Origin of the sequence: Microbacterium sp. MEJ108Y (genome assembly GCF_000834175.1) — a bacterium.
In the GTDB taxonomy this organism is placed as follows: Bacteria; Actinomycetota; Actinomycetes; order Actinomycetales; family Microbacteriaceae; genus Microbacterium; species Microbacterium forte.
The window spans coordinates 1-21558 of the sequence record NZ_JXQX01000013.1; the positions used below are offsets into that span (position 1 = coordinate 1).

General features: G+C 68.7%; 19 protein-coding genes. 13 read left to right on the top strand and 6 right to left on the bottom strand.

Annotated features, from left to right (window positions below; translation table 11 throughout):
* Positions 1 to 87: 87 nt before the first annotated feature.
* Positions 88 to 1182: an alanine dehydrogenase gene (gene ald / locus RU09_RS08375; RefSeq protein WP_042539508.1), complete on the bottom strand. Its 1095-nt coding sequence runs from the start codon at positions 1180 to 1182 to the stop codon at positions 88 to 90.
* A gap of 115 nt (positions 1183 to 1297) precedes the next feature.
* Between ald and RU09_RS08380 the strand changes: the two genes are divergently transcribed.
* Both RU09_RS08380 and RU09_RS18075 read left to right on the top strand, forming a co-directional pair.
* Positions 1298 to 1807 (top strand): Lrp/AsnC family transcriptional regulator, encoded by a 510-nt coding sequence (locus RU09_RS08380; protein WP_042539510.1) that lies wholly within the window; start codon positions 1298 to 1300, stop codon positions 1805 to 1807.
* A gap of 200 nt (positions 1808 to 2007) precedes the next feature.
* Positions 2008 to 3063, top strand: a complete 1056-nt coding sequence (locus RU09_RS18075) for an AraC family transcriptional regulator (RefSeq protein ID WP_052492906.1) — start codon at positions 2008 to 2010, stop codon at positions 3061 to 3063.
* Between the two features lie 448 nt (positions 3064 to 3511).
* Here RU09_RS18075 and RU09_RS08390 read toward each other — a convergent pair whose 3' ends face one another.
* The 3 genes from RU09_RS08390 to aceA form a co-directional block, all read right to left on the bottom strand.
* Entirely contained in the window at positions 3512 to 3946 is a 435-nt protein-coding gene (locus RU09_RS08390) for a hypothetical protein (protein ID WP_042539512.1), read from the bottom strand.
* Positions 3947 to 4066: 120 nt separating this feature from the next.
* Positions 4067 to 5737, bottom strand: a complete 1671-nt coding sequence (gene aceB / locus RU09_RS08395) for a malate synthase A (protein WP_042539514.1) — start codon at positions 5735 to 5737, stop codon at positions 4067 to 4069.
* A 22-nt stretch (positions 5738 to 5759) separates the two neighbouring features.
* Positions 5760 to 7085, bottom strand: coding sequence for an isocitrate lyase (aceA, locus tag RU09_RS08400; RefSeq protein WP_042539516.1), 1326 nt, complete (start codon positions 7083 to 7085; stop codon positions 5760 to 5762).
* Between the two features lie 136 nt (positions 7086 to 7221).
* Here aceA and RU09_RS08405 point away from each other — a divergent pair, with 136 nt between their 5' ends.
* A complete protein-coding gene (locus tag RU09_RS08405) occupies positions 7222 to 8673 on the top strand; it encodes a helix-turn-helix domain-containing protein (RefSeq protein ID WP_042539518.1) in 1452 nt (483 codons plus the stop codon).
* Between the two features lie 139 nt (positions 8674 to 8812).
* On the opposite strand, the gene RU09_RS08410 is transcribed toward RU09_RS08405, so the two are convergent.
* Positions 8813 to 9466, bottom strand: a complete 654-nt coding sequence (locus RU09_RS08410) for an amino acid deaminase (RefSeq protein WP_231567492.1) — start codon at positions 9464 to 9466, stop codon at positions 8813 to 8815.
* A 135-nt stretch (positions 9467 to 9601) separates the two neighbouring features.
* On the opposite strand from RU09_RS08410, the gene RU09_RS08415 reads away from it, so the two are divergent.
* Genes RU09_RS08415 through RU09_RS08440 form a run of 6 tightly spaced genes read left to right on the top strand, consistent with a single transcriptional unit; the run spans position 9602 to position 14603 of the window.
* Complete coding sequence (locus tag RU09_RS08415; protein ID WP_231567493.1) at positions 9602 to 10246, top strand: HAD family hydrolase; 645 nt, start codon at positions 9602 to 9604, stop codon at positions 10244 to 10246.
* A 52-nt stretch (positions 10247 to 10298) separates the two neighbouring features.
* Positions 10299 to 11288: a phosphate/phosphite/phosphonate ABC transporter substrate-binding protein gene (phnD, locus tag RU09_RS08420; RefSeq protein WP_042539522.1), complete on the top strand. Its 990-nt coding sequence runs from the start codon at positions 10299 to 10301 to the stop codon at positions 11286 to 11288.
* Position 11289: 1 nt separating this feature from the next.
* A complete protein-coding gene (gene phnC / locus RU09_RS08425) occupies positions 11290 to 12114 on the top strand; it encodes a phosphonate ABC transporter ATP-binding protein (RefSeq protein WP_231567494.1) in 825 nt (274 codons plus the stop codon).
* Positions 12111 to 12920: a phosphonate ABC transporter, permease protein PhnE gene (gene phnE, locus RU09_RS08430; RefSeq protein ID WP_042539524.1), complete on the top strand. Its 810-nt coding sequence runs from the start codon at positions 12111 to 12113 to the stop codon at positions 12918 to 12920. The genes phnC and phnE (RU09_RS08430) overlap by 4 nt, the downstream gene beginning before the upstream one ends.
* Positions 12917 to 13750 (top strand): phosphonate ABC transporter, permease protein PhnE, encoded by an 834-nt coding sequence (phnE, locus tag RU09_RS08435; protein WP_042539526.1) that lies wholly within the window; start codon positions 12917 to 12919, stop codon positions 13748 to 13750. The genes phnE (RU09_RS08430) and phnE (RU09_RS08435) overlap by 4 nt, the downstream gene beginning before the upstream one ends.
* Positions 13751 to 13778: 28 nt before the next feature.
* Positions 13779 to 14603, top strand: a complete 825-nt coding sequence (locus RU09_RS08440) for a MurR/RpiR family transcriptional regulator (protein WP_231567495.1) — start codon at positions 13779 to 13781, stop codon at positions 14601 to 14603.
* 14 nt (positions 14604 to 14617) lie between these two features.
* On the opposite strand, the gene RU09_RS08445 is transcribed toward RU09_RS08440, so the two are convergent.
* Positions 14618 to 16126 carry a PucR family transcriptional regulator gene (locus RU09_RS08445; RefSeq protein ID WP_042539682.1) on the bottom strand — a complete coding sequence of 503 codons (1509 nt, stop codon included), beginning with the start codon at positions 16124 to 16126 and terminating at the stop codon, positions 14618 to 14620.
* Positions 16127 to 16243: 117 nt separating this feature from the next.
* Here RU09_RS08445 and gabT point away from each other — a divergent pair, with 117 nt between their 5' ends.
* The 4 genes from gabT (at position 16244) to RU09_RS08465 (ending at position 21533) form a co-directional block, all read left to right on the top strand.
* Positions 16244 to 17611 carry a 4-aminobutyrate--2-oxoglutarate transaminase gene (gene gabT / locus RU09_RS08450; RefSeq protein WP_042539530.1) on the top strand — a complete coding sequence of 456 codons (1368 nt, stop codon included), beginning with the start codon at positions 16244 to 16246 and terminating at the stop codon, positions 17609 to 17611.
* A 111-nt stretch (positions 17612 to 17722) separates the two neighbouring features.
* Complete coding sequence (locus RU09_RS08455) at positions 17723 to 19108, top strand: flavin monoamine oxidase family protein (protein WP_042539684.1); 1386 nt, start codon at positions 17723 to 17725, stop codon at positions 19106 to 19108.
* Positions 19105 to 19989, top strand: a complete 885-nt coding sequence (locus tag RU09_RS08460) for a universal stress protein (RefSeq protein ID WP_042539531.1) — start codon at positions 19105 to 19107, stop codon at positions 19987 to 19989. Before RU09_RS08455 ends, RU09_RS08460 begins: the two co-directional genes overlap by 4 nt.
* Positions 19989 to 21533 (top strand): APC family permease, encoded by a 1545-nt coding sequence (locus RU09_RS08465; protein WP_042539533.1) that lies wholly within the window; start codon positions 19989 to 19991, stop codon positions 21531 to 21533. Before RU09_RS08460 ends, RU09_RS08465 begins: the two co-directional genes overlap by 1 nt.
* Positions 21534 to 21558: the final 25 nt, after the last annotated feature.

Consider the following 21558-nt stretch of genomic DNA (forward strand, 5'->3'; position numbering starts at 1 on the left):
TTCGACGACCTGCCCTAGGGCGGGTGGCTGACGAGAAGATGGGTCGGGGAGGTGACTCCCCGACCCATCTGGTGCCTCCGCAGCTGTTCAGGCGGACGCGAGACCGTGGGCCTTCGCCACGGCATCCAGGGTGATGCGTCCGCCCTGGACGTTGAGGCCCTTGGCGAGTGCGGCGTCGTCTGCCGCAGCGCGCTCCCAGCCCTTGCCGGCGATGGCAGAGACGTAGGGGAGGGTGGCGTTGGTCAGAGCCCTCGTGGCGGTCTCGGGCACGGCGCCGGGCATGTTCGCGACGCAGTAGTAGATCGAGTCGTGCACCGCGAAGGTGGGGTCGTCGTGCGTCGTCGGACGGGATCCCTCGAAGCATCCGCCCTGGTCGATCGCGATGTCGACGAGCACCGAGCCGGGCTTCATTCCGGCGACCATGTCGTCGGTGACGAGCTTCGGCGCTGCGGCACCGGGGATCAGCACCGATCCGATCACCAGATCCGCCGTCGCGAGCTCTTCGGCGATGTCGTACCGGCTCGACGCACGCGTCTGGAGAGCGCCGCCGTAACGGTGCTCGAGCTCGCGCAGACGCGGAAGCGAGATGTCGATCACCGTGACCTGGGACCCGAGGCCGAGCGCGTTCGCAGCCGCATGCTCGCCGGCGACGCCGCCGCCGATCACGACGGTCTTGGCGCGCGGGGCCCCTGCGATGCCGCCCATCAGCACTCCGCGTCCCCCCGCGGATCGCATGAGTGAGTATGAGCCCATCGTCACAGAGAGGCGACCGGCGATCTCGCTCATCGGCACGAGCAGAGGCAGGCTGCGGTCGGGCAGCTGCACCGTCTCATAGGCGACGGCCGTGGTTCCCGCGTCGACGAGCGCGGTCGTCAGCGCCCGATCTGCGGCGAGATGCAGATACGTGAAGAGGGTGAGGTCCGAGCGCAGGAATCCGTACTCCTGGGCGATCGGCTCCTTCACCTTGATGAGAAGGTCTGCCTCGCCCCAGGTCTCCTCGGCGGTCTCGACGATCTCGGCGCCCGCGATCCGGTACGCCTCGTCGGAGATGCCTGAGCCGACTCCCGCTCCCGACTGCACGAGCACGCGGTGGCCCTCGTGAACCAGCCGATCTGCACCCGCGGGGGTGAGCGCGGTGCGGTTCTCGTTGTTCTTGACCTCGGTCGGCACGCCGATCTTCATCGATCCTCCAAGTGACGGTTGCGTGAGTGCATCTCAGAATCGCAGAAACGTCGACGATTCGACAGATTCCCTGAAGAACATTCGTTTCACCCGCGAATCCTGCATAATCATTCGCATGGAGACGTCATCCGAAGCCCCTCAGGCGAACACCCTTCGGGCGCCGGCACTCGATGCAGTCGATGCCAGGATCGTACAGCTGTTGAGCGCGGACGGTCGGATGACCAACGCAGAGCTCGCGGGCCAGCTCGGAGTGGCACCGTCGACCGCGCACGCCCGCCTGCGCGCACTCGTCGAGCGGGGGGTCATCAGCGGCTTCCACGCAAGCGTCGACGAGCGGAGGCTGGGCGCCGGACTGCAGGCCATCATCGGCGTGACCCTGCGCCCCAGCGGGCGCAGGGAGAGCATCGTCGAGTTCGCCGACCGGGTGCGGGTGCTGCCGCAGGTCATCCAGGTGTTCTTCCTCGGCGGAGACGACGACTTCCTGTTGCACATCGCCGTGGCGGACTCCTCGGAGATGCGCGAATTCGTGCTCGAGCACCTCTCTGCGCAGAGCAGCGTCGCCTCGACCCGGACCAGCATCGTGTTCGACTATCACCGCAACTCGGTCGCCGCGTCCTTCCGCTGAGCTGCCGACGTCACCCGCCGTCGGACCGCGCATCCGCCGCCTCGGTGCGCGGGGTCGACCTCGTGCGGGGCTCGGTCGAACGTATATATTGCTGTGCCTCATCGGGCGGAATTATCGTGAGGGCGGGGATTGGGGCGGGCGCAGAAGGCAGCTCGCACCCGCTGGGGGATGCGATGGCACGAGTACTCGATGATGCGGAGATGGCCGCATGGCTGGGTCGGCTCTCAGGCGGACTGTGGTCGCCGCCACCAGGGGGCGCGGGCGACGGCGCGAGAATCCCGTCGTGGTTCACCGCGCAGACGATGCGCCTGGACGGTGCGCTCGGCATGCTGCAGCTCTCGAACTTCGGCACCATGAAGGCGGCTGATCCGGATGCGTTCGAGGCTGCCCTGCTGCGCAGATCCATCGGCGCCACGATGCTCTACAGCACGCTCGAGACGTCGCACACGGTCAGCTACGAAGTTGGCGCACCGGAGGGCATGGACATCATCATCCTCGGCATGGCGAATCAGGGCGGACAGCGGTTGCGCACCGCCGCCGGCGTGCAGCTGTTGAGCGTCGGGCGGATGGGATTCATGTCGAGTCTCGGGACGTCGTCGATCGAGCATCTCGGTGTGAGCGAGACGACCGGTGTGGTCGTGCCGGTCGCCGCAGTGCCCGGATATCAGCATGTGCTCGCAGCGGGAGCCGACGTATTTCCCGATACCCCGCTGACCAGGGCCGCGGGAGCCGCTCTAGGGCGCATGTTGTTCGAATGGGCGAAGGATCCTGATCAAGGCGAAGGAGCTCTGGCGGGCACCGAAGCGGCGCTCGTCGCGCTCGTGCGCAGCCTGTTCCGGCAGTTCCCGGGCGACGGCGAGACCGATCGGGCCTCTCTGGTGCGTGCTGAGGCGGACAGGATCATCGAACGACGCCATCGAGATTCGGCATTCGGCATCGCGGAACTCGCAGATGAACTGCACGTCAGCCGTCGCCAGCTCTTCCGGCTGTACGCCGGCATGGACGAGAGTCTTGCCGCGCGGTTGCTTCGTCGGCGGTTGGTGACGGCGCGTGAGCAGCTGGTGTCCGCTCCGCCACAGGATCTCGCGACGGTCGCTGCGCAGTCCGGCTTCGCAGACGCGGCGGCGCTTCGTGCCCAGTTCTCCCGTCACGTCGGGGTGAGCCCGAGTGCGTTTCGGATGGCCGCGCGCACGCAACCCTCGCGGCTTGCCGAAGCGATGCTGCTCAGCGACGAGCAGCCGGGCCCCTCGGTCTGAGTCGGCGGTGTCGGGCGCCGGGCGCCGGAATCGAACGAGGGTCGCCGCGTTCAAGATCGGGGTCTGGTGGGGCCGGCGCGCTGACCGGACGCGGTGCGCAGAGTGACGCGCGACCGCGATTCCGGCGCCAACTGTGGCACAGCGTGCCGGGCTCCGCTCACCCGGTGACGGGACGGTCCGCGGCGCTTTCGGCATCCTGGCCGCGTGCATAACCTGAACCTGCCCGTGTCCCCAGGCGGGCCATGACGGCAGGTGAGGGAGAAGCCGCGGCTTCCGACACGCCCGCCGTCACGGCTTCCGGACGAGGCGGGATCGCCCGTCCGGAAGCTCGGGGGAAGGCGCGAGAGCGTCGGGCACGACGGATCGTCGGCGCGCAGCGCCGGCGGACGTGCGGGTGCCTCGGTCGGGGGGACCGAGGCACCCGCGAACCCGGCTGCGGAGGATGCTGTCAGGCGCCGAACGACGAGGGCAGTGCGCAGTAGTCGGCGAAGCGTCGGGTCGGATGATCGGGGTCTGAGACATCGACGATCGCAGTGGCGATCGAGTGCGGCGTCTCGTCGCCGGCGAGCTGCCACACGATGAAGTTCCAGAGTCCGCGCGCTGTCGTGCTGAGCAACTCGGGCGGACCCGAGACGATGAGAACGGTGCCGCCGTCGGGTGCGGCGCGGAACGGAGCGATGATGTCGGCGCGCAGAGCCTGCTCGTCGCCGTCTGCGCTGTGCTTCCGCTCGACCTGCTGACCCGCGGGCGTCAGGGCGGAGGCGAGGTCGTCCGCTGCGCGGCGTGAGCGCTCGGCATCCGCTCCGGCGACGACGACCAGCCGTCGCCCGCGAGGATACAGATGCAGGAACTCGGAGGAGATGTCGGACCAGACGTCGCTCATGATCTCAGGCTACGCCCGTTCTCGAGGGGCGGACCCGACCCTTCGGCGAACGTCCGGCGTCGCGTGACAGAGCCCCTCGGGTGCCGAACTGCGGCATCCGAGGGGCTCTCGTGCAGAGGGTCAGGCCTCCTCGACGAGGAAGCGGCTGTAGGCGCCGAGCGTCAGGAACGCCGGGAACTCCTCGTGCAGCGCGACATCGCGGAACACCGATGCCGCGTCGTCGAATCGGTCGTCGTCGCGTCGTTCGACCTCGTCGAGCACCTCGCCGATCAAGCCCTCGATGTACTCGGCGGTGATCGGCGTGCCGTCCTCCGTGGTGCGGTCCTGGTGGATCCACTGCCACACCTGTGAGCGACTGATCTCGGCGGTCGCGGCATCCTCCATCAGGTTGTCGATGGCCACCGCGCCGAGGCCCCGCAACCACGCCTCGAGGTACCGGATCGCCACAGACACGTTGTCACGCACGCCCTGAGCCGTGATCGGGCGACCGATGTGCAGGTCGAGCAGCTGCGACGCGGTCACCGTGACCTCGGGGAGCTGACGGTCGACCTGGTTAGGTCGATCGCCGAGAACGGCGTCGAATTCGGCCTGCGCGGTCGGGATCAGGTCGGGGTGCGCCACCCATGTGCCGTCGAAGCCGTCGCCGGCCTCGCGCTTCTTGTCGGCCGAGACCTTCTCGATCGCCCGTGCCGTCACCTCAGGGTCGCGCCGGTTCGGGATGAAGGCGCTCATGCCGCCGATCGCGTAGGCGCCCCGCTTGTGGCAGGTCTGCACGAGCAGCTCGGTGTACGCCCGCATGAAGGGAACGGTCATCGTCACCTCGCTGCGGTCGGGAAGCACGAAGCGCGCGCCCCGGCCGCGGTAGTTCTTGATGATCGAGAAGATGTAGTCCCAGCGTCCGGCGTTGAGGCCGGCGCAGTGATCACGCAGCTCGAAGAGGATCTCGTCCATCTCGAACGCCGCAGGCAGGGTCTCGATGAGCACCGTCGCGCGGATCGTGCCGTGCGGGATGCCGATGTACTCCTCGCTGAAAGTGAACACGTCGTCCCACAGCTTCGCCTCTTCGCTCGACTCGAGCTTGGCGATGTAGAAGTACGGTCCGCGGCCGTTTGCGATCAGTTCCCGAGCGTTGTGCAGGAAGTACAGTCCGAAGTCGACGAGCGAACCGGATGCCGCAGTGCGGCGCCCCGCGCGATCGGTGAACTGCAGGTGCTTCTCGGGCAGGTGCCAGCCGCGAGGGCGCATCACGATCGTCGGCGTGCGTTCGGCGGTGACGCGGTACTCCTTGCCCGGCCCCGCGTCGCTCGCTGGTCCGGTGAAGGAGAGCTCGCCGCGGATCGCGTCGCGCAGCGAGAGCTGACCCTCGATGACGTTCTTCCACGTGGGGCTCGTGGCGTCCTCCTGGTCGGCGAGCCACACCCGTGCTCCGGAGTTCAGCGCGTTGATCGTCATCTTCGGATCCGTCGGTCCGGTGATCTCGACCCGACGGTCTTCGAGTCCGGGGCCGGGGCCGGCGACACGCCAGTCGGCATCCTGACGGATGTGCGCGGTGTCGTCGCGGAAGCGCGGGTCGTGCCCGTTGCCGATCTCGAACCGGCGGCGCATGCGGTCGGCGAGCCGGTCGTGACGGCGAGCGGCGAAGCGGTGGTGCAGCTCGGTGAGGAACGCGATCGCCTCGGGGGTGAGGATCTCGTCGTAGCGCTCACGCAGCGGGCCGGTGACGCTGATGGCCGGGCCCTGCTGTGTCGTCTGGATCGGCGCGGTGGTCGGGGGAGCGGTGGGAGTGGTCATGATCTGAGTCCTTTGGAATGGCTTAGTGGAACTGCGCGGCTTCGGTGGAGCCGGCGAGGGCGAGGGTCGCGCTGTCGGGGTTGAGCGCGGTCGAGATGACATCGAAGTAGCCGGTGCCCGCCTCGCGCTGGTGCTTGGTGGCGGTGTAGCCGTTCGCCTCTGCGGCGAACTCGGCCTCCTGCAGCTCGACGTACGCGCTCATGGCGCGATCGGCGTAGCCGCGGGCGAGGTCGAACATCGAGTGGTTCAGGGCGTGGAAGCCGGCGAGCGTGATGAACTGGAACTTGTAGCCCAGGTCGGCCAGCTCCTGCTGGAACGTCGCGATCTCGGCGTCCGTCAGGTGGCGCTTCCAGTTGAAGCTGGGGGAGCAGTTGTAGGCGAGCATCTTGCCGGGGAACTGCTCGTGGATCGCCGCGGCGAACGCACGCGCCAGCTCGATGTCGGGCTCGCCCGTCTCGACCCACAGCAGGTCGGCGTACGGCGCGAACGCCAGGCCGCGACTGATGACCGACTCGATGCCGGGGCGGATGCGGTAGAAGCCCTCGGTCGTGCGCTCGCCGGTGGTGAACTGCTGGTCGCGCTCGTCGACGTCGCTGGTGAGCAGGTCGGCGGCGAGAGCATCCGTCCGGGCGATGATGACCGTCGGGACACCCGACACGTCGGCCGCGAGGCGTGCCGCGTTCAGCGTGCGGATGTGCTGCTGAGTGGGCACGAGCACCTTGCCGCCGAGGTGGCCGCACTTCTTCTCGCTCGCGAGCTGGTCTTCCCAGTGGATCGCCGCGGCGCCCGCCTGGATCAGCGATTGCGCGAGCTCGTAGGCGTTGAGCGGCCCGCCGAACCCGGCCTCGGCATCGGCGACGATCGGGGCGAGCCAGTCCTGGGTGATCTCTCCCTCGGCGTGCTCGAGCTGGTCCTGACGGATCAGCGCGTTGTTGATGCGACGCACGACCGCCGGCACCGAGTTCGCCGGGTAGAGCGACTGGTCGGGGTAGGTCTGGCCGGCGAGGTTGCCGTCGGCGGCGACCTGCCACCCCGACAGGTAGATGGCCTTGAGGCCTGCCCGCACCTGCTGCACCGCCTGGCCGCCGGTGTAGGCGCCGAGCGCCCGCACGTAGTCCTCGGTGTGCAGCAGGTTCCACAGGTTCTCGGCCCCGCGGTGGGCGAGGGTCGCGTCTTCGCGCACCGAGCCGCGGATGCGGATGACGTCTTCGGCCGAGTAGGTGCGCTCGACACCGTCCCAACGGGGATCCGTCTCCCAGATCTCCCGGAGCTCGGCGGCCGTCTGAACCTGGTCGCCAGCGCGCAGACCGGCGGGGCGAGGTGCGGGGTTCTGAGCGGTGTTCGTCATGGTGTCTCCTCCGTTGGATGCCCGGACCGTGAAGCCGGGTGGCGTGTTTCCACTGTGCGTGAAGATCTACCCTGAAACCGGCCACTCGGCTTGTGAAGATCGCGCGAAATTCTGTTTCTGTGACAGAATCGGCCGCATGAGCACTTCAGCGGTCGAAGAAGACGCCGACTCCCTCACGATCGGTCGACGCATCCGTCAGCTGCGCACCGCGCGGGGAATGACCCTCGACGACCTCGCGGCGGCCGTCGATCGAGCACCGAGCCAGATGTCGATGATCGAGACCGGCAAGCGCGAACCGAAGCTCACCCAGCTTCAAGCGATCGCGCGCGCTCTCGGTGTCACGATCGATGCGCTGCTCGAGGGTGAGCCACTCGACGAGCGCAGCGCGATCGAGATCGCCCTCGAGCGCGCCATGAAAGGCCAGACGTTCCAGGCGCTCGGGATCGAGCCTTTCCGCATCGCCAAGAGCATGCCGACGGATGCGCTGAAGGCGCTGCTCGCGCTGCACGGCGAGATCGACCGGCTCAGGGACGAGCGGGCCGCGACCCCGGAGGAGGCCAGGCGAGCGAACGTCGAGCTGCGTCACCTCATGCGCAGGCAGGACAACCATTTCGCCGACCTCGAGAGCAAGGCCGCCGAGATACTCGCGGCGGTCGGGCACCCGGGTGGACCGCTCACGCAGCGCACCGCATCCGAGATCGCCGCCTATCTCGGATTCACCCTGCACTACGCGCCCGATCTGCCGCAGACCACGCGCAGTGTCGCCGACCTCGCGAACGGGCGGCTCTATCTGTCGAGCAGTGTGCCGGCCAAGGGCGATGCGAGAACGGCTGTGCTGCAGGCGCTGTCCAGCCGCATCCTCGGGCATGCCGAACCGCGCAGCTATGCCGAGTTCCTGCGCCAGCGCGTCGAGACGAACTATCTCACCGGGGCGCTGCTGGTTCCCGAGGCCCACGTGGTGCCCGCCTTGAAGGATGCGAAGTCCCGTAGGGCCATTTCGATCGAAGACCTCCGAGACGCCTACTCGGTGTCGTACGAGACGGCGGCGCATCGGTTCACGAACCTCGCGACCCGCCACCTCGACATCCCGGTGCACTTCCTCAAGGTGCACGAGTCGGGGACGATCACGAAGGCATACGAGAACGACGACGTGAACTTCCCGACGGACAGGCTCGGTTCGATCGAGGGACAGATGTGCTGTCGCCGATGGACGAGCCGTGTCGTGTTCGACGAGGACGACCGCTTCAACCCGTATTACCAGTACACCGACACGGGCAACGGCACCTACTGGTGCACCGCCCGTGTCGAGGCGTCGAGCGAGGGGCTGCACTCGGTCAGCGTGGGCGTGCGCTTCGACGACACGAAGTGGTTCGTCGGCCGGGACACCCCGCATCGTGGGGTCTCGAAGCACTCGGTCGAGGTCTGCTGCCGCCGCGCGCCGGCCGACCTCGAGGGGCGGTGGCGCGAGAACTCCTGGCCGAACGTCAAGACTCCTCGCACGCTGCTCGCCACGCTGCCGACCGGTGCCTTCCCCGGGGTCGACACGACGGACGTCTACGAGTTCCTCGAGGCGCACGCACCGCGCTGACGTGCCTCAGCCGAGAGTCGCGGGCTTCTTCGGCACCAGGGATACGGCCACCGCCGCGACGATCGCCACGAGTGCGAAGGCGACGAAGTTCCACTCGACGCCGATCGGCATCGTGACCGGCGCGCCTGATGTATGTGGATCACACCGCGTTCCAGCGCAGGCGAGGAGTGCTCGCGAACTCCGTCAGGACGACGCCCGCGTCGGCGACGGGGAACATCGTGATCAGCAGCGGAGTGGTCTCGGAGGCGGCGGCGACCGCGTAGACCAAAGCCGCGGGTCCCTGCTCGCGGGTGACCCCGACGCGGGTGTGTCGCCCGTCGACGGTCGCTGTGCGCGACGATGATGCGCTGTGGAGGATCTCGGATGCGGCGGTGCCTGCCCTGTCGAGCAGTGTGGCGTCTTCGCGCCAGGGAAGGAACGCGTCGGGTGTGAGAGCGCATGCCTCGGCGAGAGCGGTTGTCACCCAGCGGTCGCGCTTGAGCCCGTATGGCGTCTCGACGAGTGACAGCAGATACCCGTAGCAGTGCAGGAGGCCGGCGTTGCCGACGGGCCACTGCGCCCTCATGCCCGCTCGGCGGTGCAACTCGTCGAACAGCGCCGGAGAGATGACGGCCGCGCCGATGTTCTCGTCGATCACGGTCGATCGGCCCCAGGCGTCGAAGCGTCCGTGGGCACGGTCGTCCTCGAGCGAGGCGACGAGCCACGGAAGACTGTCGAGGGCTGTGCGCGCGGCCGTCGCCGAGTCTGACTGCGCGCGGATCGCAGCGGTCGTGAGGTCGTCGATTCCGGACACGGCGTTTACGCTACAAGACTCCGATGGACGGAATGTTCACACGGCGTTCACACGATCGGGACTTTCTGTCCACAATGACTGACCATGCTGGACGGAGCGTCCGCGAGATCAGAGTGCGGATGCGGAAAGAACACCGTGAACTCCATTCTCCTCTTCGACTTCGACGGCACGATCGCGCTCGGCGACGGCCCCGTTCTCGCCTACGCCACGCAGGTGGCCGCCGCTCTCGACGACGACCACGGCTTCGTCGACGGCATCCGCGAGACGCTCTCCGCTGCTGACGGTGAGGCCCTCGACGGCTACGACGCAGTGCGGCGGGCTGCGGCTGCTCGAGGTGCGGATGCCCGGATGCTCAGCGCCGCGTATCTCGCGAGCCGCGCAGAACTCGCCACCGCAGCGGCTCCGATCACCGCACCCGACGGCCTCGCAGCCTTCCTCGCCGCTGCTGCGGCTGACGCGGAGCTCGTTCTCGTCACCAACGCACCGGCGATCCGCATCGACCAGGCGCTGGACGCGCTCGGCCTCGCCGGGCTCTTCGACCGCATCGTCACGAGTGCGGGCAAGCCGGCCGGTCTCGATGTGTTCCTGGCTGACCTGCCCGCTGATGCGCGGGTGCTGAGCATCGGAGACATCTGGCACAACGACCTCGCCCCCGCCCACGCCCGTGGCCACGAGACCGCGCTGATCGGCGGATTCGCCGACCCGCACGCGACCCCCACCTATCGCGCTGCCGATTTCGCGACGCTGATCCCTCAGCTCACCGCATGGTTGCGTTCCTGAACCCGCACCACTCCACCCTCCCTCACACCCACCACCCCATCGAAGGATGACAATGCGTACCTCCCCCTTCCGCCGGACCGCCGCGGGGCTCGTCGCCGCGGGCGCCCTGCTCGCCGTCGTGCTCACCGGCTGCTCGACCGACACCGCCGCGCCCGACGAGTCCGCCGCCCCCGCTGCCGACCCCGAATCGCTCGTGCTCGCGCTCGTCCCCTCGCAGGACCAGGACGGCCTCGTCGACACCGCAGCTCCGCTCACCGACTACCTCACCGAGGAGCTCGGCATCGAGGTCACGGGTGTGGTCTCCAAGGACTACCAGGCCGCGGTCGAGGCGATGGGAGCAGGTCAGGCGCAGATCGGGTTCCTCCCGTCGCTGCAGCTGTGGCAGGCCAACGACATGTACGACGCATCGGTCGTGCTGCAGACCGAGCGCAACGGCAACATCACCTACCCCGCGCAGTTCATGACGAACAACCCGGACAAGTACTGCGACGACGAGCCGGTCGAGCGCGACGGGATGCTGTTCTGCAACGGCGCCGACGCCATGTCGGGTCCTGCCGGTCTCGACAGCATCGACAAGGTCGAGGGCGCGAAGGTCGCGTTGCTCGGACCCGGCTCGCCGGCCGGCTACATCTACCCGGTCCTCGCGCTGCAGGAGGCGGGACTCGACACCGACACCGACATCCAGCAGATCCCCGTGACAGCGAACGACGCGTCCGTGCTGGCGGTCTACAACGGCGACGCCGAGGTCGGCTTCAGCTTCTGGGATGCCCGCACGATCGTGCAGAAGGACACCCCCGATGTGGGCCAGAAGGTCGTCGTCTTCGCCCTGACCGAGGAGATCCCGAATGACGGCGTCGCGCTGTCGTCCGACCTGTCGCCTGAGCTGCAGGACCGCATCTCCACGGCTCTCGAAGACTTCTCGAACACCGAGGAGGGCTCCGAGATCCTCACGAGCATCTACTCGATCACGAAGCTCGCGCCCGCCGATCCCGAGTCGCTCGACGTCGTCGCCCGCGCAGCCCAGGCACTGGGGCTCCAGTAAATTGTCCGATCAGATCCAGCACGTGGACGCCGCAGCCCAGGCTGCGGCGTCCACGCCGTGGTCCATCCGTCTCGATGGCGTCACGGTGCGATACCCGAACGGGACGGTCGGTCTCGACCGTGTCTCGCTCGACATCGACGCCGGAGAGATGGTCGCGGTCGTGGGCCTCTCAGGGTCGGGCAAGTCCACTCTCATCCGCACGATCAACGGCCTCGTGCCGGTGACGAGCGGAACGCTGGACGTCGGCGAGCACCGCGTCAGCGGAGCCTCGCCCCGCACTCTGCGACGCCTGCGCGGCGACATCGGCATGGTGTTCCAGGGGTTCAACCTCGCAGGCCGGGCGAGCGTGCTGCAGAACGTGCTCGTCGGGCGTCTCGCCCACACGCCCCTGTGGCGCACCCTGCTCGGCGCCTACCCCGACGCCGACCGGCAACTGGCCTATCAGGCGCTCGACCGTGTCGGCATCCTGCCGAAGATCCACTCGCGCGCATCCGACCTCTCGGGTGGGCAACAGCAGCGCGTCGCCATCGCACGCGCACTGGCGCAGGAGCCGCGCATCGTCCTGGCCGACGAGCCGGTCGCGAGCCTCGACCCGCCGACCGCGCACGGTGTCATGAACGACCTTCGCCGCATCAATCGGGACCTCGGCATCACCGTACTGGTCAACCTGCACCTGCTCGACCTCGCCCGCGAATACGGAGCGCGGATGATCGGCATGCGCGCGGGGAGGATCGTCTACGACGGTCCGGCAGCGAGCGCGACGGATGCCGACTTCGAGAGCATCTACGGTCGATCCCTCACCGCCGACGATCGGCTCGACACGTGACCGAGGCGACACCGGCACCGCTCGAGATACCTCGGCGGCCGTCCGGCGCGTGGCGTGGGCCCGTGATCCTGCTGGCCATCGTCGCCATCACCGTGGTCATGTGCCTGCCCGGCATCGGCATCGGGGTCGACCTCTCGGCGATCGCGCGCAACTGGCAGAACGGCGCCGACAAGATCATCAAGCTGCTGATGCCCGACTGGAGCTTCTTCCCGCGCACGCTCCCGCCGCTCATCGAGACGCTGCAGATGGCCGTCATCGCGACGGCGATCGGCGCGGTGATCTCGCTGCCGCTGAGCTTCTGGGCGGCTCGCGCCACCAACCCGAACGCTCCGGCGCGCATCATCGTGCGCGGCATCCTGAACGTCATCCGCAGCGTCCCCGACCTGCTCTACGCGGCGATCCTCGTCGCGATGGTGGGTGTCGGCGCGCTCCCCGGCATCCTCGCGCTGCTGCTGTTCAATGTCGGAATCATCGTCAAGCTCGTCTCGGAGGCGATCGACACCAACGACCGGGGTCCGCTCGAGGCGGGCCGCGCGGTCGGAGCCACTCAGACGAAGATCAACCGCACGCTCGCGCTCCCGGACGCCTGGCCCGCGTTCGCGAACCAGACCCTCTACGTCTTCGAGCTCAACGTCCGCGCCTCGACGGTGCTCGGTCTGGTAGGCGCCGGCGGCATGGGCCTGCTCATCGACGCCGTCCGCACGTTCTACCGCTACGACCAGCTCTCGCTCATCATCCTGGAGATCCTCATCGTCGTCATCGTGATCGACCTCGTCTCCGACGCCATCCGACGGAGGCTCGTATGACCACCGTGCTCACTCCGCCTCCTGCCATCACCGTCATCCCCGACAGGCCGCGACGCCCGTGGCTCATTGCCTCGTGGATCATCGTCACCGCCATCGTCGTGCTGGCTTTCTGGTCGATCGACATCAACTGGGCACGTCTCGCCGACCTGCCTGCGGAGATCGTCCGCTACACGTTCCTGATGTTCGGCAGCCCGAACTGGGAGAAGCTGCCCGAGGCGCTCTGGCAGACCTGGCGCAGCATCGAGATGGCGTGGGTCGGTACGATCCTCGGCATCCTGCTCGCGACCCCCATCAGCCTGCTCGCCGCGCGCGGATTCGGCCCCGCCTGGCTGCGCGCGCTGCTGCGCGGCCTGTTCTCGCTCATCCGGGCCGTTCCCGAGATCATCATCGCGATCGTGATCCTGTCGGTCACCGGGCTCACGCCCTTCACGGGTGCGCTCGCGCTGGCGATCAATGGCATCGGCACACTCGGCAAGTGGGGATACGAAGCGGTAGAGGCCGTGCCGTCCGGGCCGATCGAGGCCGCACGCGCGGCCGGTGGCGGTACCCTGCAGGTGCTGCGTTGGGGTGTCTGGCCGCAGGTCGAGCCCGCGTTCTGGTCGTTCTGGCTGTATCGCTTCGAGATCAACGTGCGCTCGTCGGCGGTGCTCGGTCTGATCGGCGTCGGCGGAATCGGTGACATGCTCACCTCCTATACCCAGTACCGTGAGTGGTCGACGGTGGGCGTCCTGCTCATCGTGGTCGTCGCTGTCACGATGCTGATCGATGCCGTGTCCGGCGCGATCCGCCGCCGGATCATGGAGGGAGCCCGCGCCCGTGTTCTCTCCTAGCGCCCCACCCACCGCTCGAATCGCCGCGGTGCTCAACACCCTGCAGCCCGCCGAACGCCGCGTCGCCGAGCTGATCGTCGAGTCGGCGGAGGCGGTGGTCGAATGGACCGCCCAGGAGCTCGCCGACCGAGCGGGTGTCGGCCGCGCCACGGTCGTGCGCGCGTGCCAGAGCTTCGGCTACCGCGGATACCCGCAGCTGCGCGTCGCGCTCGCCTCCGAACTCGGCAGCGGGCCGGGGGAGGCGGGCATCGACCACGGGCCGGGCGCGCTCGGGCGGATGCGGGGCGAGATCGATCGCGTCGCGGCATCCCTTCCGGCCCTCGCGAGCCTGCTCGACGCGGATGCCGTGAGCGAGGCCGTCCGGCTCGCAGCGTCCGCTCGCCGGCTGCTCGTGCTCGCGAACGGTCTGTCCTCGCCCATCGCGAACGACCTCGCCATGCGGCTGACCGCGTCGGGTCGTGCGGCGGAGTTCATCGCGGATGCCATCGCGCAGCAGATCGCCGCACGTCATCTCACACCCGACGACGTCTGCCTCATCGTCAGCGGATCGGGCGCGAACGAGGCGAGCCTGCGCGTCGCGACCGCGGCAGCCCGGGGCGGTGCGACGGTGATCGCCCTCACCTCCTTCGCCTCATCGGCGCTGACCGAGGCCGCGACGCTGTCGCTCGTGATCGCCCCGACCGGGGTGAGCTTCCGCGACGAGCTCGAGCACACCTCGCGCGTCGCATATCTGGTGTTCGCCGAGGTGTTCGCCGCGGCCGTCACGGCGGAGCGGGGCGCGGATGCCGTGCAGGCGCGGGCTCATGCGCTCGAGGTCGTCTCCGACAACCTCGGCGAGGGCGCGGGGGAGTAGCGACGCCGAAGGCGTCAGTCCCGAGCGGTCTGCAGCAGCGCCCACAGCTCTGCGCGGGCGGGGAACGACGACAGATCGCTGCCGAGCAGGGTGCCGGCCTGCGTGATCCGCGACCGCAGCGTGTGACGGTGCACCCCGAGAGCAGCGGCCGCCGGATCGGCCTTCGCATCGTGCTCGAGCCAGGTTCGCAGGGAACGTTCCAGGTCGCCGCCGGATCGCGCATCGTGGTCGCGCAGGGGAGCCAGGCGCGACTCCGCGACCAGACGGGCCTCATCGGTCGCGAGCGCGCTGAGGATGCTGGATCCCGCCGCATCGGCGAAGTGGAAGACCCCTGTGCCGGACTGCTGGCGCAGTGCCGCGAGCGCCTGAGCGTGGGCACGCGAGAACGCGTCGTACGACTCCGAGCCCGATGCCCCGACGCGGATGCCGAAACGTGCGGCGACCTCGTCGAGCAGTGCGTCGTCGGCCATCGACACGCAGAGCACGACGCCCTCCGGCGACTCGGCGAGGAAGCTGGCGGTGCCGTGCTCGGCGCGGCGGCGGTCCCACCAGTCGGCGAACGGTCCGGTCGGTGCGTCCGCGGCGATCGCCACCACGACGGGCGCCGACGGCATGCCGCCGAGCACCTTCCGTGCAAGGGACGGGTCGTCATCGAGCAGAGAGCTCAGCAGCTGCGAGTTCAGCCGACGCTTGCTGCGGGCGAGCTGGTCGCTCTGCTCGAGGGCGAGCCCGGCCATCGCGATCACCGAGGTCACGACCGTGCGCGCCTCGGCGTCGAGCGCATCGACGGCCAGCGCGATCACTCCCCGCAGGTGTCCGCCGCGGCCGACCGTGAAGAGCGTGAACGTCTCATCGTCGATCGTCAGCGACTGCCCTGCTTCGAGTCCGCGGGTGAGGATCTCGGTGGCGCGTTCGCCGAGCTCGGTCAGGCGGCCCGCAGACACGGCTGACCGGGGGTGCGACAGCTGCAGAGCACCGGCCGCGTCGTACATGCCGACCCAGACGCCGAGGCGACGGCCGAGTTCGGCGACGGTCGCGTCGAGTCCCCGCGGGCGGAGAGCCGCCAGTGCGAGCGCGCGCTGGGTGTCTAGCGCCCATGATCTGCGGGCATATGCCTGAGCGGCTATGGCCTCGGAGTGTGCGCGGGCGACCGCGATGAACGGCGTGCGATAGGGCACCTCGAAGAGGGGGATCCCGCGGCGTGCGCACTCGAGGATCAGCTCCTCGGGGATCCCTGCGCGGTGCACGTCCGTGCCGAATCCGAGGCCGAGCACCCCGCGATCCGCGAGCCGCCCCACGTAGACATCGACGTCGGTGCCGGCGTCGAACTGGGTGCCTGTGGTCAGCAGAGCGAGATCCTCGGCGAGGAACGGCGTCGGGTCGGCGAGGTCGGAGCTGTGCACCCAGCGCAGTGGACGATCGAGGGCGCCGGCCGGAAGGTCTTCTTCGGCCGAGATCAGGCCGAGTCCGAGGTCACGACGTCGGAAAAGGGCGCGCAGGGTGGGCTGCTCGGTGTCATCCATGCGACGCTCCTCTCTCGTCTCCGCGGTCAGCGCGTTATACGGTCGGGCGATGATCTCTTCGAGATTGTACAGCCGGGCGAATGCGCCCACGGCGGATCCGGTCGTACGCTCACGAACATGGCTCTCCTCGACACCGCAGCTGTTGCAGTCCCCCTCGGCGGACCCGACCTCCCCCAGGAGCGTCGCCTCGTGACCGAACTCCCCGGCCCCCGATCGGCCGAGATCCTCGCCCGCAAGGCGGATGCCGTCGCCGCAGGCGTCGGGCACACCGTTCCCGTGGCCGCCGTCGCGGCCGGCGGGGGAGTGGTCGTCGACGCCGACGGCAACTCGCTGATCGACCTCGGCTCGGGCATCGCCGTGACGACCGTCGGCAATGCCCACCCCAAGATCGCCGCAGCGGTGGCCGCCCAGGCCGCGCAGTTCACGCACACCTGCTTCATGATCTCGCCGTACGAGTCGTACATCGAGGTGGCCGAGGCGCTGAACCGTCTCACCCCCGGTGACTTCGCCAAGAAGACCGCCCTGTTCAACTCGGGCGCCGAGGCTGTCGAGAACGCGATCAAGATCGCCCGCAAGCACACCGGTCGCCAGGCGGTCGTCGCCTTCGACCACGGCTACCACGGCCGCACCAACCTGACGATGGCGCTGACCGCCAAGTCGATGCCCTACAAGAGCGGCTTCGGCCCGTTCGCCCCCGAGGTCTACCGCGCACCGATGTCGTACCCGTTCCGCGACGGGCTCGAGGGCGGCGAGGCTGCGGCCCGCGTCATCCTGCAGCTCGAGAAGCAGATCGGCGCAGACAACCTCGCCGCCGTGATCATCGAGCCCATCCAGGGCGAGGGCGGCTTCATCGTGCCGGCCGACGGATTCCTGCCGGCGGTCGCCGACTGGTGCCGCGCCAACGGCGTCGTCTTCATCGCCGACGAGGTGCAGACCGGCTTCGCCCGCACCGGCCACATGTTCGCGAGCGAGATCTTCGGCATCGAGCCCGACCTCATCACGACCGCGAAGGGCATCGCGGGCGGTCTGCCGCTCGCCGCCGTCACCGGGCGCTCCGAGATCATGGACGCCTCGCACGCGGGCGGCCTCGGCGGCACCTACGGCGGCAACCCGATCGCCTGCGCCGCAGCGCTCGCCGCGATCGACGTCTTCGAGAACGACGGCGTGATCGAGCGCGCCCGTGAGATCGGCGAGATCCTCGTGCAGCGTCTCGGCTCCATGCAGGAGAAGGATGCCCGCATCGGTGACATCCGCGGTCATGGCGCGATGATCGCGGCCGAGTTCGTCGACCCCGAGACCAAGGCGCCTGACGCCGCTCTGACCGCTGCTGTCGCGAAGGCGTGCGTCGCCCAGGGGGTCATCGTCCTCACCTGCGGCACGTACGGCAACGTCATCCGCTTCCTGCCGCCGCTGTCGATCGGCGACGACCTGCTCAACGAGGGCCTCGACGTCGTCGCGGCCGCACTCGCCGCGAACGCGGCCTGACAGACCAGAGGTCGCGCTCAGTCGTGACCGCCACCACACGTCCGGCCGCGACGAGGATCGGGGGATTTCGAGTCGCGGCCGGCACACACATTTCCAATGAAGGAGAAGCAGATGGCTGAGATCACTCGTGACGTGCTGATCGTCGGAGCCGGAGCCGCAGGGCTCACGGCCGCGAACGACCTGCGCAAGGCAGGCCTGTCGGTCGCCGTCCTCGAGGCGCGTGACCGCGTCGGCGGCCGTCTGTGGACCGACGTCATCGACGGCGCCATGCTCGAGATCGGCGGCCAGTGGGTCTCGCCCGATCAGGATGCCCTGAAGGACACGATCGAGGAGCTGGGGCTCGAGACCTACAGCCGCTATCGCGAGGGCGACAGCGTGTACGTCGGCCCCGACGGCCAGACGCACCGCTTCACGGGCGAGATGTTCCCGGTGTCCGCCGAGACCGAGGCCGTCATCGCCGAGATCACCGAGCGTCTCGACGCCATGGTCGCCGAGATCGACCCCGACCGCCCCTGGGAGCACGCGAAGGCGAAAGAGTGGGACTCGGTCACGTGGGATGCCTGGCTGCGCGCGCAGACCGACGACGACGAGGCAGTGCGCAACCTGGCATTCGCCACCGGATCCGCGATGCTCACGAAGCCCACGCACTCGTTCTCGCTGCTGCAGTCGCTGCTGATGGCGGCATCCGCCGGTTCGTACTCGAACCTCGTCGACGCCGACTTCATCCTCGACAAGCGCGTCGTCGGCGGCCTGCAGAAGGTGCCGCTGCTGCTCGCCGAGCGCCTCGGGGACGACGTGCTGTTGAACCAGCCGGTGCGGTCGCTCGAATGGAGTGCCGACGGCGTGACCGCGACGACCGATGACACCACGGTGCGCGCGCGCTTCGCGATCCTCGCGCACGCCCCGATCCTCTACAGCCGCATCGCCTTCGTGCCGCCGCTGCCCCGTCGCCAGCACCAGATGCACCAGCACATCTCGATGGGCTTCGTGATCAAGGTGCACGCCGTCTACGACCGCCCGTTCTGGCGCGAACAGGGCCTCAGCGGCACCGCGTTCAGCCCCTACGAGCTCGCGCACGAGGCGTACGACAACACCAACCACGGTGACGAGCGGGGCACCCTGGTCGGCTTCGTGAGCGACCAGAACGCCGACGACCTGTTCACACTGTCGGCAGAGGAGCGCAGAGAGCGGATCCTCGAGTCCCTTTCGCACTACTACGGCGACGAGGCGAAGAACCCGGTCGTGTACTACGAGAGCGACTGGGGCACGGAGGAGTGGACCCGTGGCGCGTACGCGGCGAGCTTCGACATGGGCGGACTGCACCGCTACGGCGCCGACCTGCGTTCGGCCGTCGGACCCATCCACTTCGCCTGCAGCGACATGGCGGGCGCCGGATACCAGCACGTCGACGGCGCGATCCGCATGGGGCACCTCGTCGCATCGACCATCGTCGAAGCCACGCGTGCCGCGGGCGACACCGCCGAGGTCGACGGATGACCGGCGCGATCGTCGTCGGCTACACGGCGACGGATGCGGGAGCGGATGCCGCAGCGCTCGGCGCACGGCTCGCGCGCAGCCTCGGCGCGGTTCTGCACCTGGTGATCGTGCTTCCCTCTGAGGGCACCCGCAACGCGGCGGTTCCGCCCGAGCGGGCATACGAAGAGCACATCCGCCGGCAGGCGAAGGAGTGGCTCGAGGATGCCGTCGTCCGGCTGCCGCAGGAGCTCACCCGCACGGGTCATGTGCGCTTCGCCGAGTCGTTCGCGGAAGGGCTCATCGCCGCCGGCGAGGAGTTCGATGCGCGGCTGATCGTCATCGGCACCGCCGGCGGCAGCATCTTCGGACGCCACCGTCTCGGCAGCGTCGCCTCTGAGCTGCTGCACTCGTCGTCCATCCCCGTCGCGCTCGCCCCGGCCGGCACGGCAGAGCAGGACGACCACGTGCTCCCGCGGGTGACGGCGGCGGTCGGCAACCGCGCCGGCGCAGACAATCTCCTCGACGAGGCCGCTGCGATCGCGACCGAGTCGCGCGTCGGTCTCCGTCTGGTCTCCCTCGTGCCGTTCGACGTGCCCCCCGGTCTCGACACCGGGGCGATCCGCGTGGTCGGCGACGAGCACGCGAACGAAGTTCTCGAGATCGCCAAGGGTCTGCTGCCCGAAGAGCTCAAGGCCGAGGTCGAAGAAGCCCCCGGCGACACGGTCGAAGACGCCGTCGCTCATCTGTCGTGGCTGCCCGGCGAGGTCGTCCTCGTCGGTTCCAGCCGCCTGGCGCAGCCGCGCCGCCTGTTCCTGGGCTCGACCGCAGCGAAGATGCTGCACGAACTGCCCGTGCCCATGATCGTCGTCCCGCGCACGCGCGCCGAAGCAGGAGTCCGCTGATGAGCAGCTCGAACCGGGCGACGGAGCCCGCATCCGGTGTGACGACCGGCATCTCGCAGAAGGGCCTGCGCGCGGGGGCCGTCGGAGTCCTCGGAGCCGTCGTGATCGGCGTCTCCACGATCGCCCCGGCCTACACTCTCACCGCGTCGCTCGGCCCGACCGTCGCGGTCGTCGGCACGCAGGTTCCGGCGATCATCCTCGTCGGCTTCATCCCGATGCTCCTGACCGCGTTCGGCTATCGCGAACTCAACCGCATGATGCCGGACTCGGGCACCTCGTTCACCTGGGGAGTGCGAGCCTTCGGCCCCTGGATCGGCTGGATGACGGGGTGGGGCCTGATCGCCGCCACCGTGATCGTGCTGTCGAACCTCGCCGGCATCGCCGTCGAGTTCCTCTTCCTGCTGATCGCACAGCTCAGCGGCAACCCCGAGATCGCCGACCTGGCCTTCAACCCGATCATCAACGTCGTGGTGTGCCTGCTCTTCATGCTCGGCGCGACGCTCGTGTCGTACCGCGACATGCAGACGACGCAGAAGTTCCAGTACATCCTCGTCGGCTTCCAGGTGCTGGTGCTCGTGATCTTCGCCACCGTCGCGATCGTCAAGGCTGTCTCCGGCGATGCCCCCGAGCCCACGGCGTTCTCCTGGTCGTGGTTCAACCCGTTCGAGGTGCCGTCGTTCAGCGCCTTCGCCGCCGGCCTCTCCCTGTCGATCTTCATCTTCTGGGGCTGGGACGTCGTCCTCACCATGAACGAGGAGACGAAGGATCCGGAGAAGACTCCCGGTCGTGCGGCGATGGTCACCGTCGTCGTCGTGGTCAGCCTCTACCTGCTGCTCGCGATCGGTCTCATCATGTTCGCCGGTGTCGGCACGGGCGACTACGGGCTCGCGAACGAGGACATCTCGGCGAACGTGTTCTTCGCGCTGTCCGACCCGATCCTGGGCCCGCTCGCGTTCCTCGTCTCGCTCGCGGTGCTGTCGAGCTCGGCGGCGTCGCTGCAGTCGACCGCGGTCGGGCCCGCCCGCACGCTGCTGGCGATGGGGCACTACGGCGCCCTGCCGAAGAAGTTCGCACGGGTCAGCCCGCGCTTCTTCACGCCCGGCTATTCGACGATCGTCTCGGCCGTCGTCGCTTCGGTCTTCTACGCCGTGATGCGACTGGTGAGCGAGAACGTGCTCACCGACACGATTCTGTCGCTCGGCATGATGATCTGCTTCTACTACGGCCTCACCGCGTTCGCGTGCGTCTGGTACTTCCGCAAGCAGTGGTTCGACTCGGCCAGGAGCTTCTTCTTCACGTTCCTGTTCCCGCTCGTCGGCGGCGCGATCCTCGCCGTGCTGTTCGTGACGACGCTCATCGACTCGATGGACCCCGCGTACGGCAGCGGCTCGAGCATCGGCGGGGTCGGGCTCGTGTTCGTCCTCGGCGTCGGCATCATCGCGATCGGCATCGTCATCATGATCTGGCAGTCGATCAAGCGCCCGGCGTTCTTCCGCGGCGAGACGCTCAGCATGGATGCTCCCGAGAGCATCCGCAGACGCTGACCGCATCCGCGGCATCCGCATTCCT

What these genes read in the sequence shown, in the direction of transcription:
- ald (WP_042539508.1), bottom strand. Translation starts at nt 1,182, where the DNA reads ATGAAGATCGGCGTGCCGACCGAGGTCAAGAACAACGAGAACCGCACC.
- RU09_RS08380 (WP_042539510.1), top strand. Translation starts at nt 1,298, where the DNA reads ATGGAGACGTCATCCGAAGCCCCTCAGGCGAACACCCTTCGGGCGCCG.
- RU09_RS18075 (WP_052492906.1), top strand. Translation starts at nt 2,008, where the DNA reads ATGGCCGCATGGCTGGGTCGGCTCTCAGGCGGACTGTGGTCGCCGCCA.
- RU09_RS08390 (WP_042539512.1), bottom strand. Translation starts at nt 3,946, where the DNA reads ATGAGCGACGTCTGGTCCGACATCTCCTCCGAGTTCCTGCATCTGTAT.
- aceB (WP_042539514.1), bottom strand. Translation starts at nt 5,737, where the DNA reads ATGACCACTCCCACCGCTCCCCCGACCACCGCGCCGATCCAGACGACA.
- aceA (WP_042539516.1), bottom strand. Translation starts at nt 7,085, where the DNA reads ATGACGAACACCGCTCAGAACCCCGCACCTCGCCCCGCCGGTCTGCGC.
- RU09_RS08405 (WP_042539518.1), top strand. Translation starts at nt 7,222, where the DNA reads ATGAGCACTTCAGCGGTCGAAGAAGACGCCGACTCCCTCACGATCGGT.
- phnD (WP_042539522.1), top strand. Translation starts at nt 10,299, where the DNA reads ATGCGTACCTCCCCCTTCCGCCGGACCGCCGCGGGGCTCGTCGCCGCG.
- phnE (WP_042539526.1), top strand. Translation starts at nt 12,917, where the DNA reads ATGACCACCGTGCTCACTCCGCCTCCTGCCATCACCGTCATCCCCGAC.
- RU09_RS08445 (WP_042539682.1), bottom strand. Translation starts at nt 16,126, where the DNA reads ATGGATGACACCGAGCAGCCCACCCTGCGCGCCCTTTTCCGACGTCGT.
- gabT (WP_042539530.1), top strand. Translation starts at nt 16,244, where the DNA reads ATGGCTCTCCTCGACACCGCAGCTGTTGCAGTCCCCCTCGGCGGACCC.
- RU09_RS08455 (WP_042539684.1), top strand. Translation starts at nt 17,723, where the DNA reads ATGGCTGAGATCACTCGTGACGTGCTGATCGTCGGAGCCGGAGCCGCA.
- RU09_RS08460 (WP_042539531.1), top strand. Translation starts at nt 19,105, where the DNA reads ATGACCGGCGCGATCGTCGTCGGCTACACGGCGACGGATGCGGGAGCG.
- RU09_RS08465 (WP_042539533.1), top strand. Translation starts at nt 19,989, where the DNA reads ATGAGCAGCTCGAACCGGGCGACGGAGCCCGCATCCGGTGTGACGACC.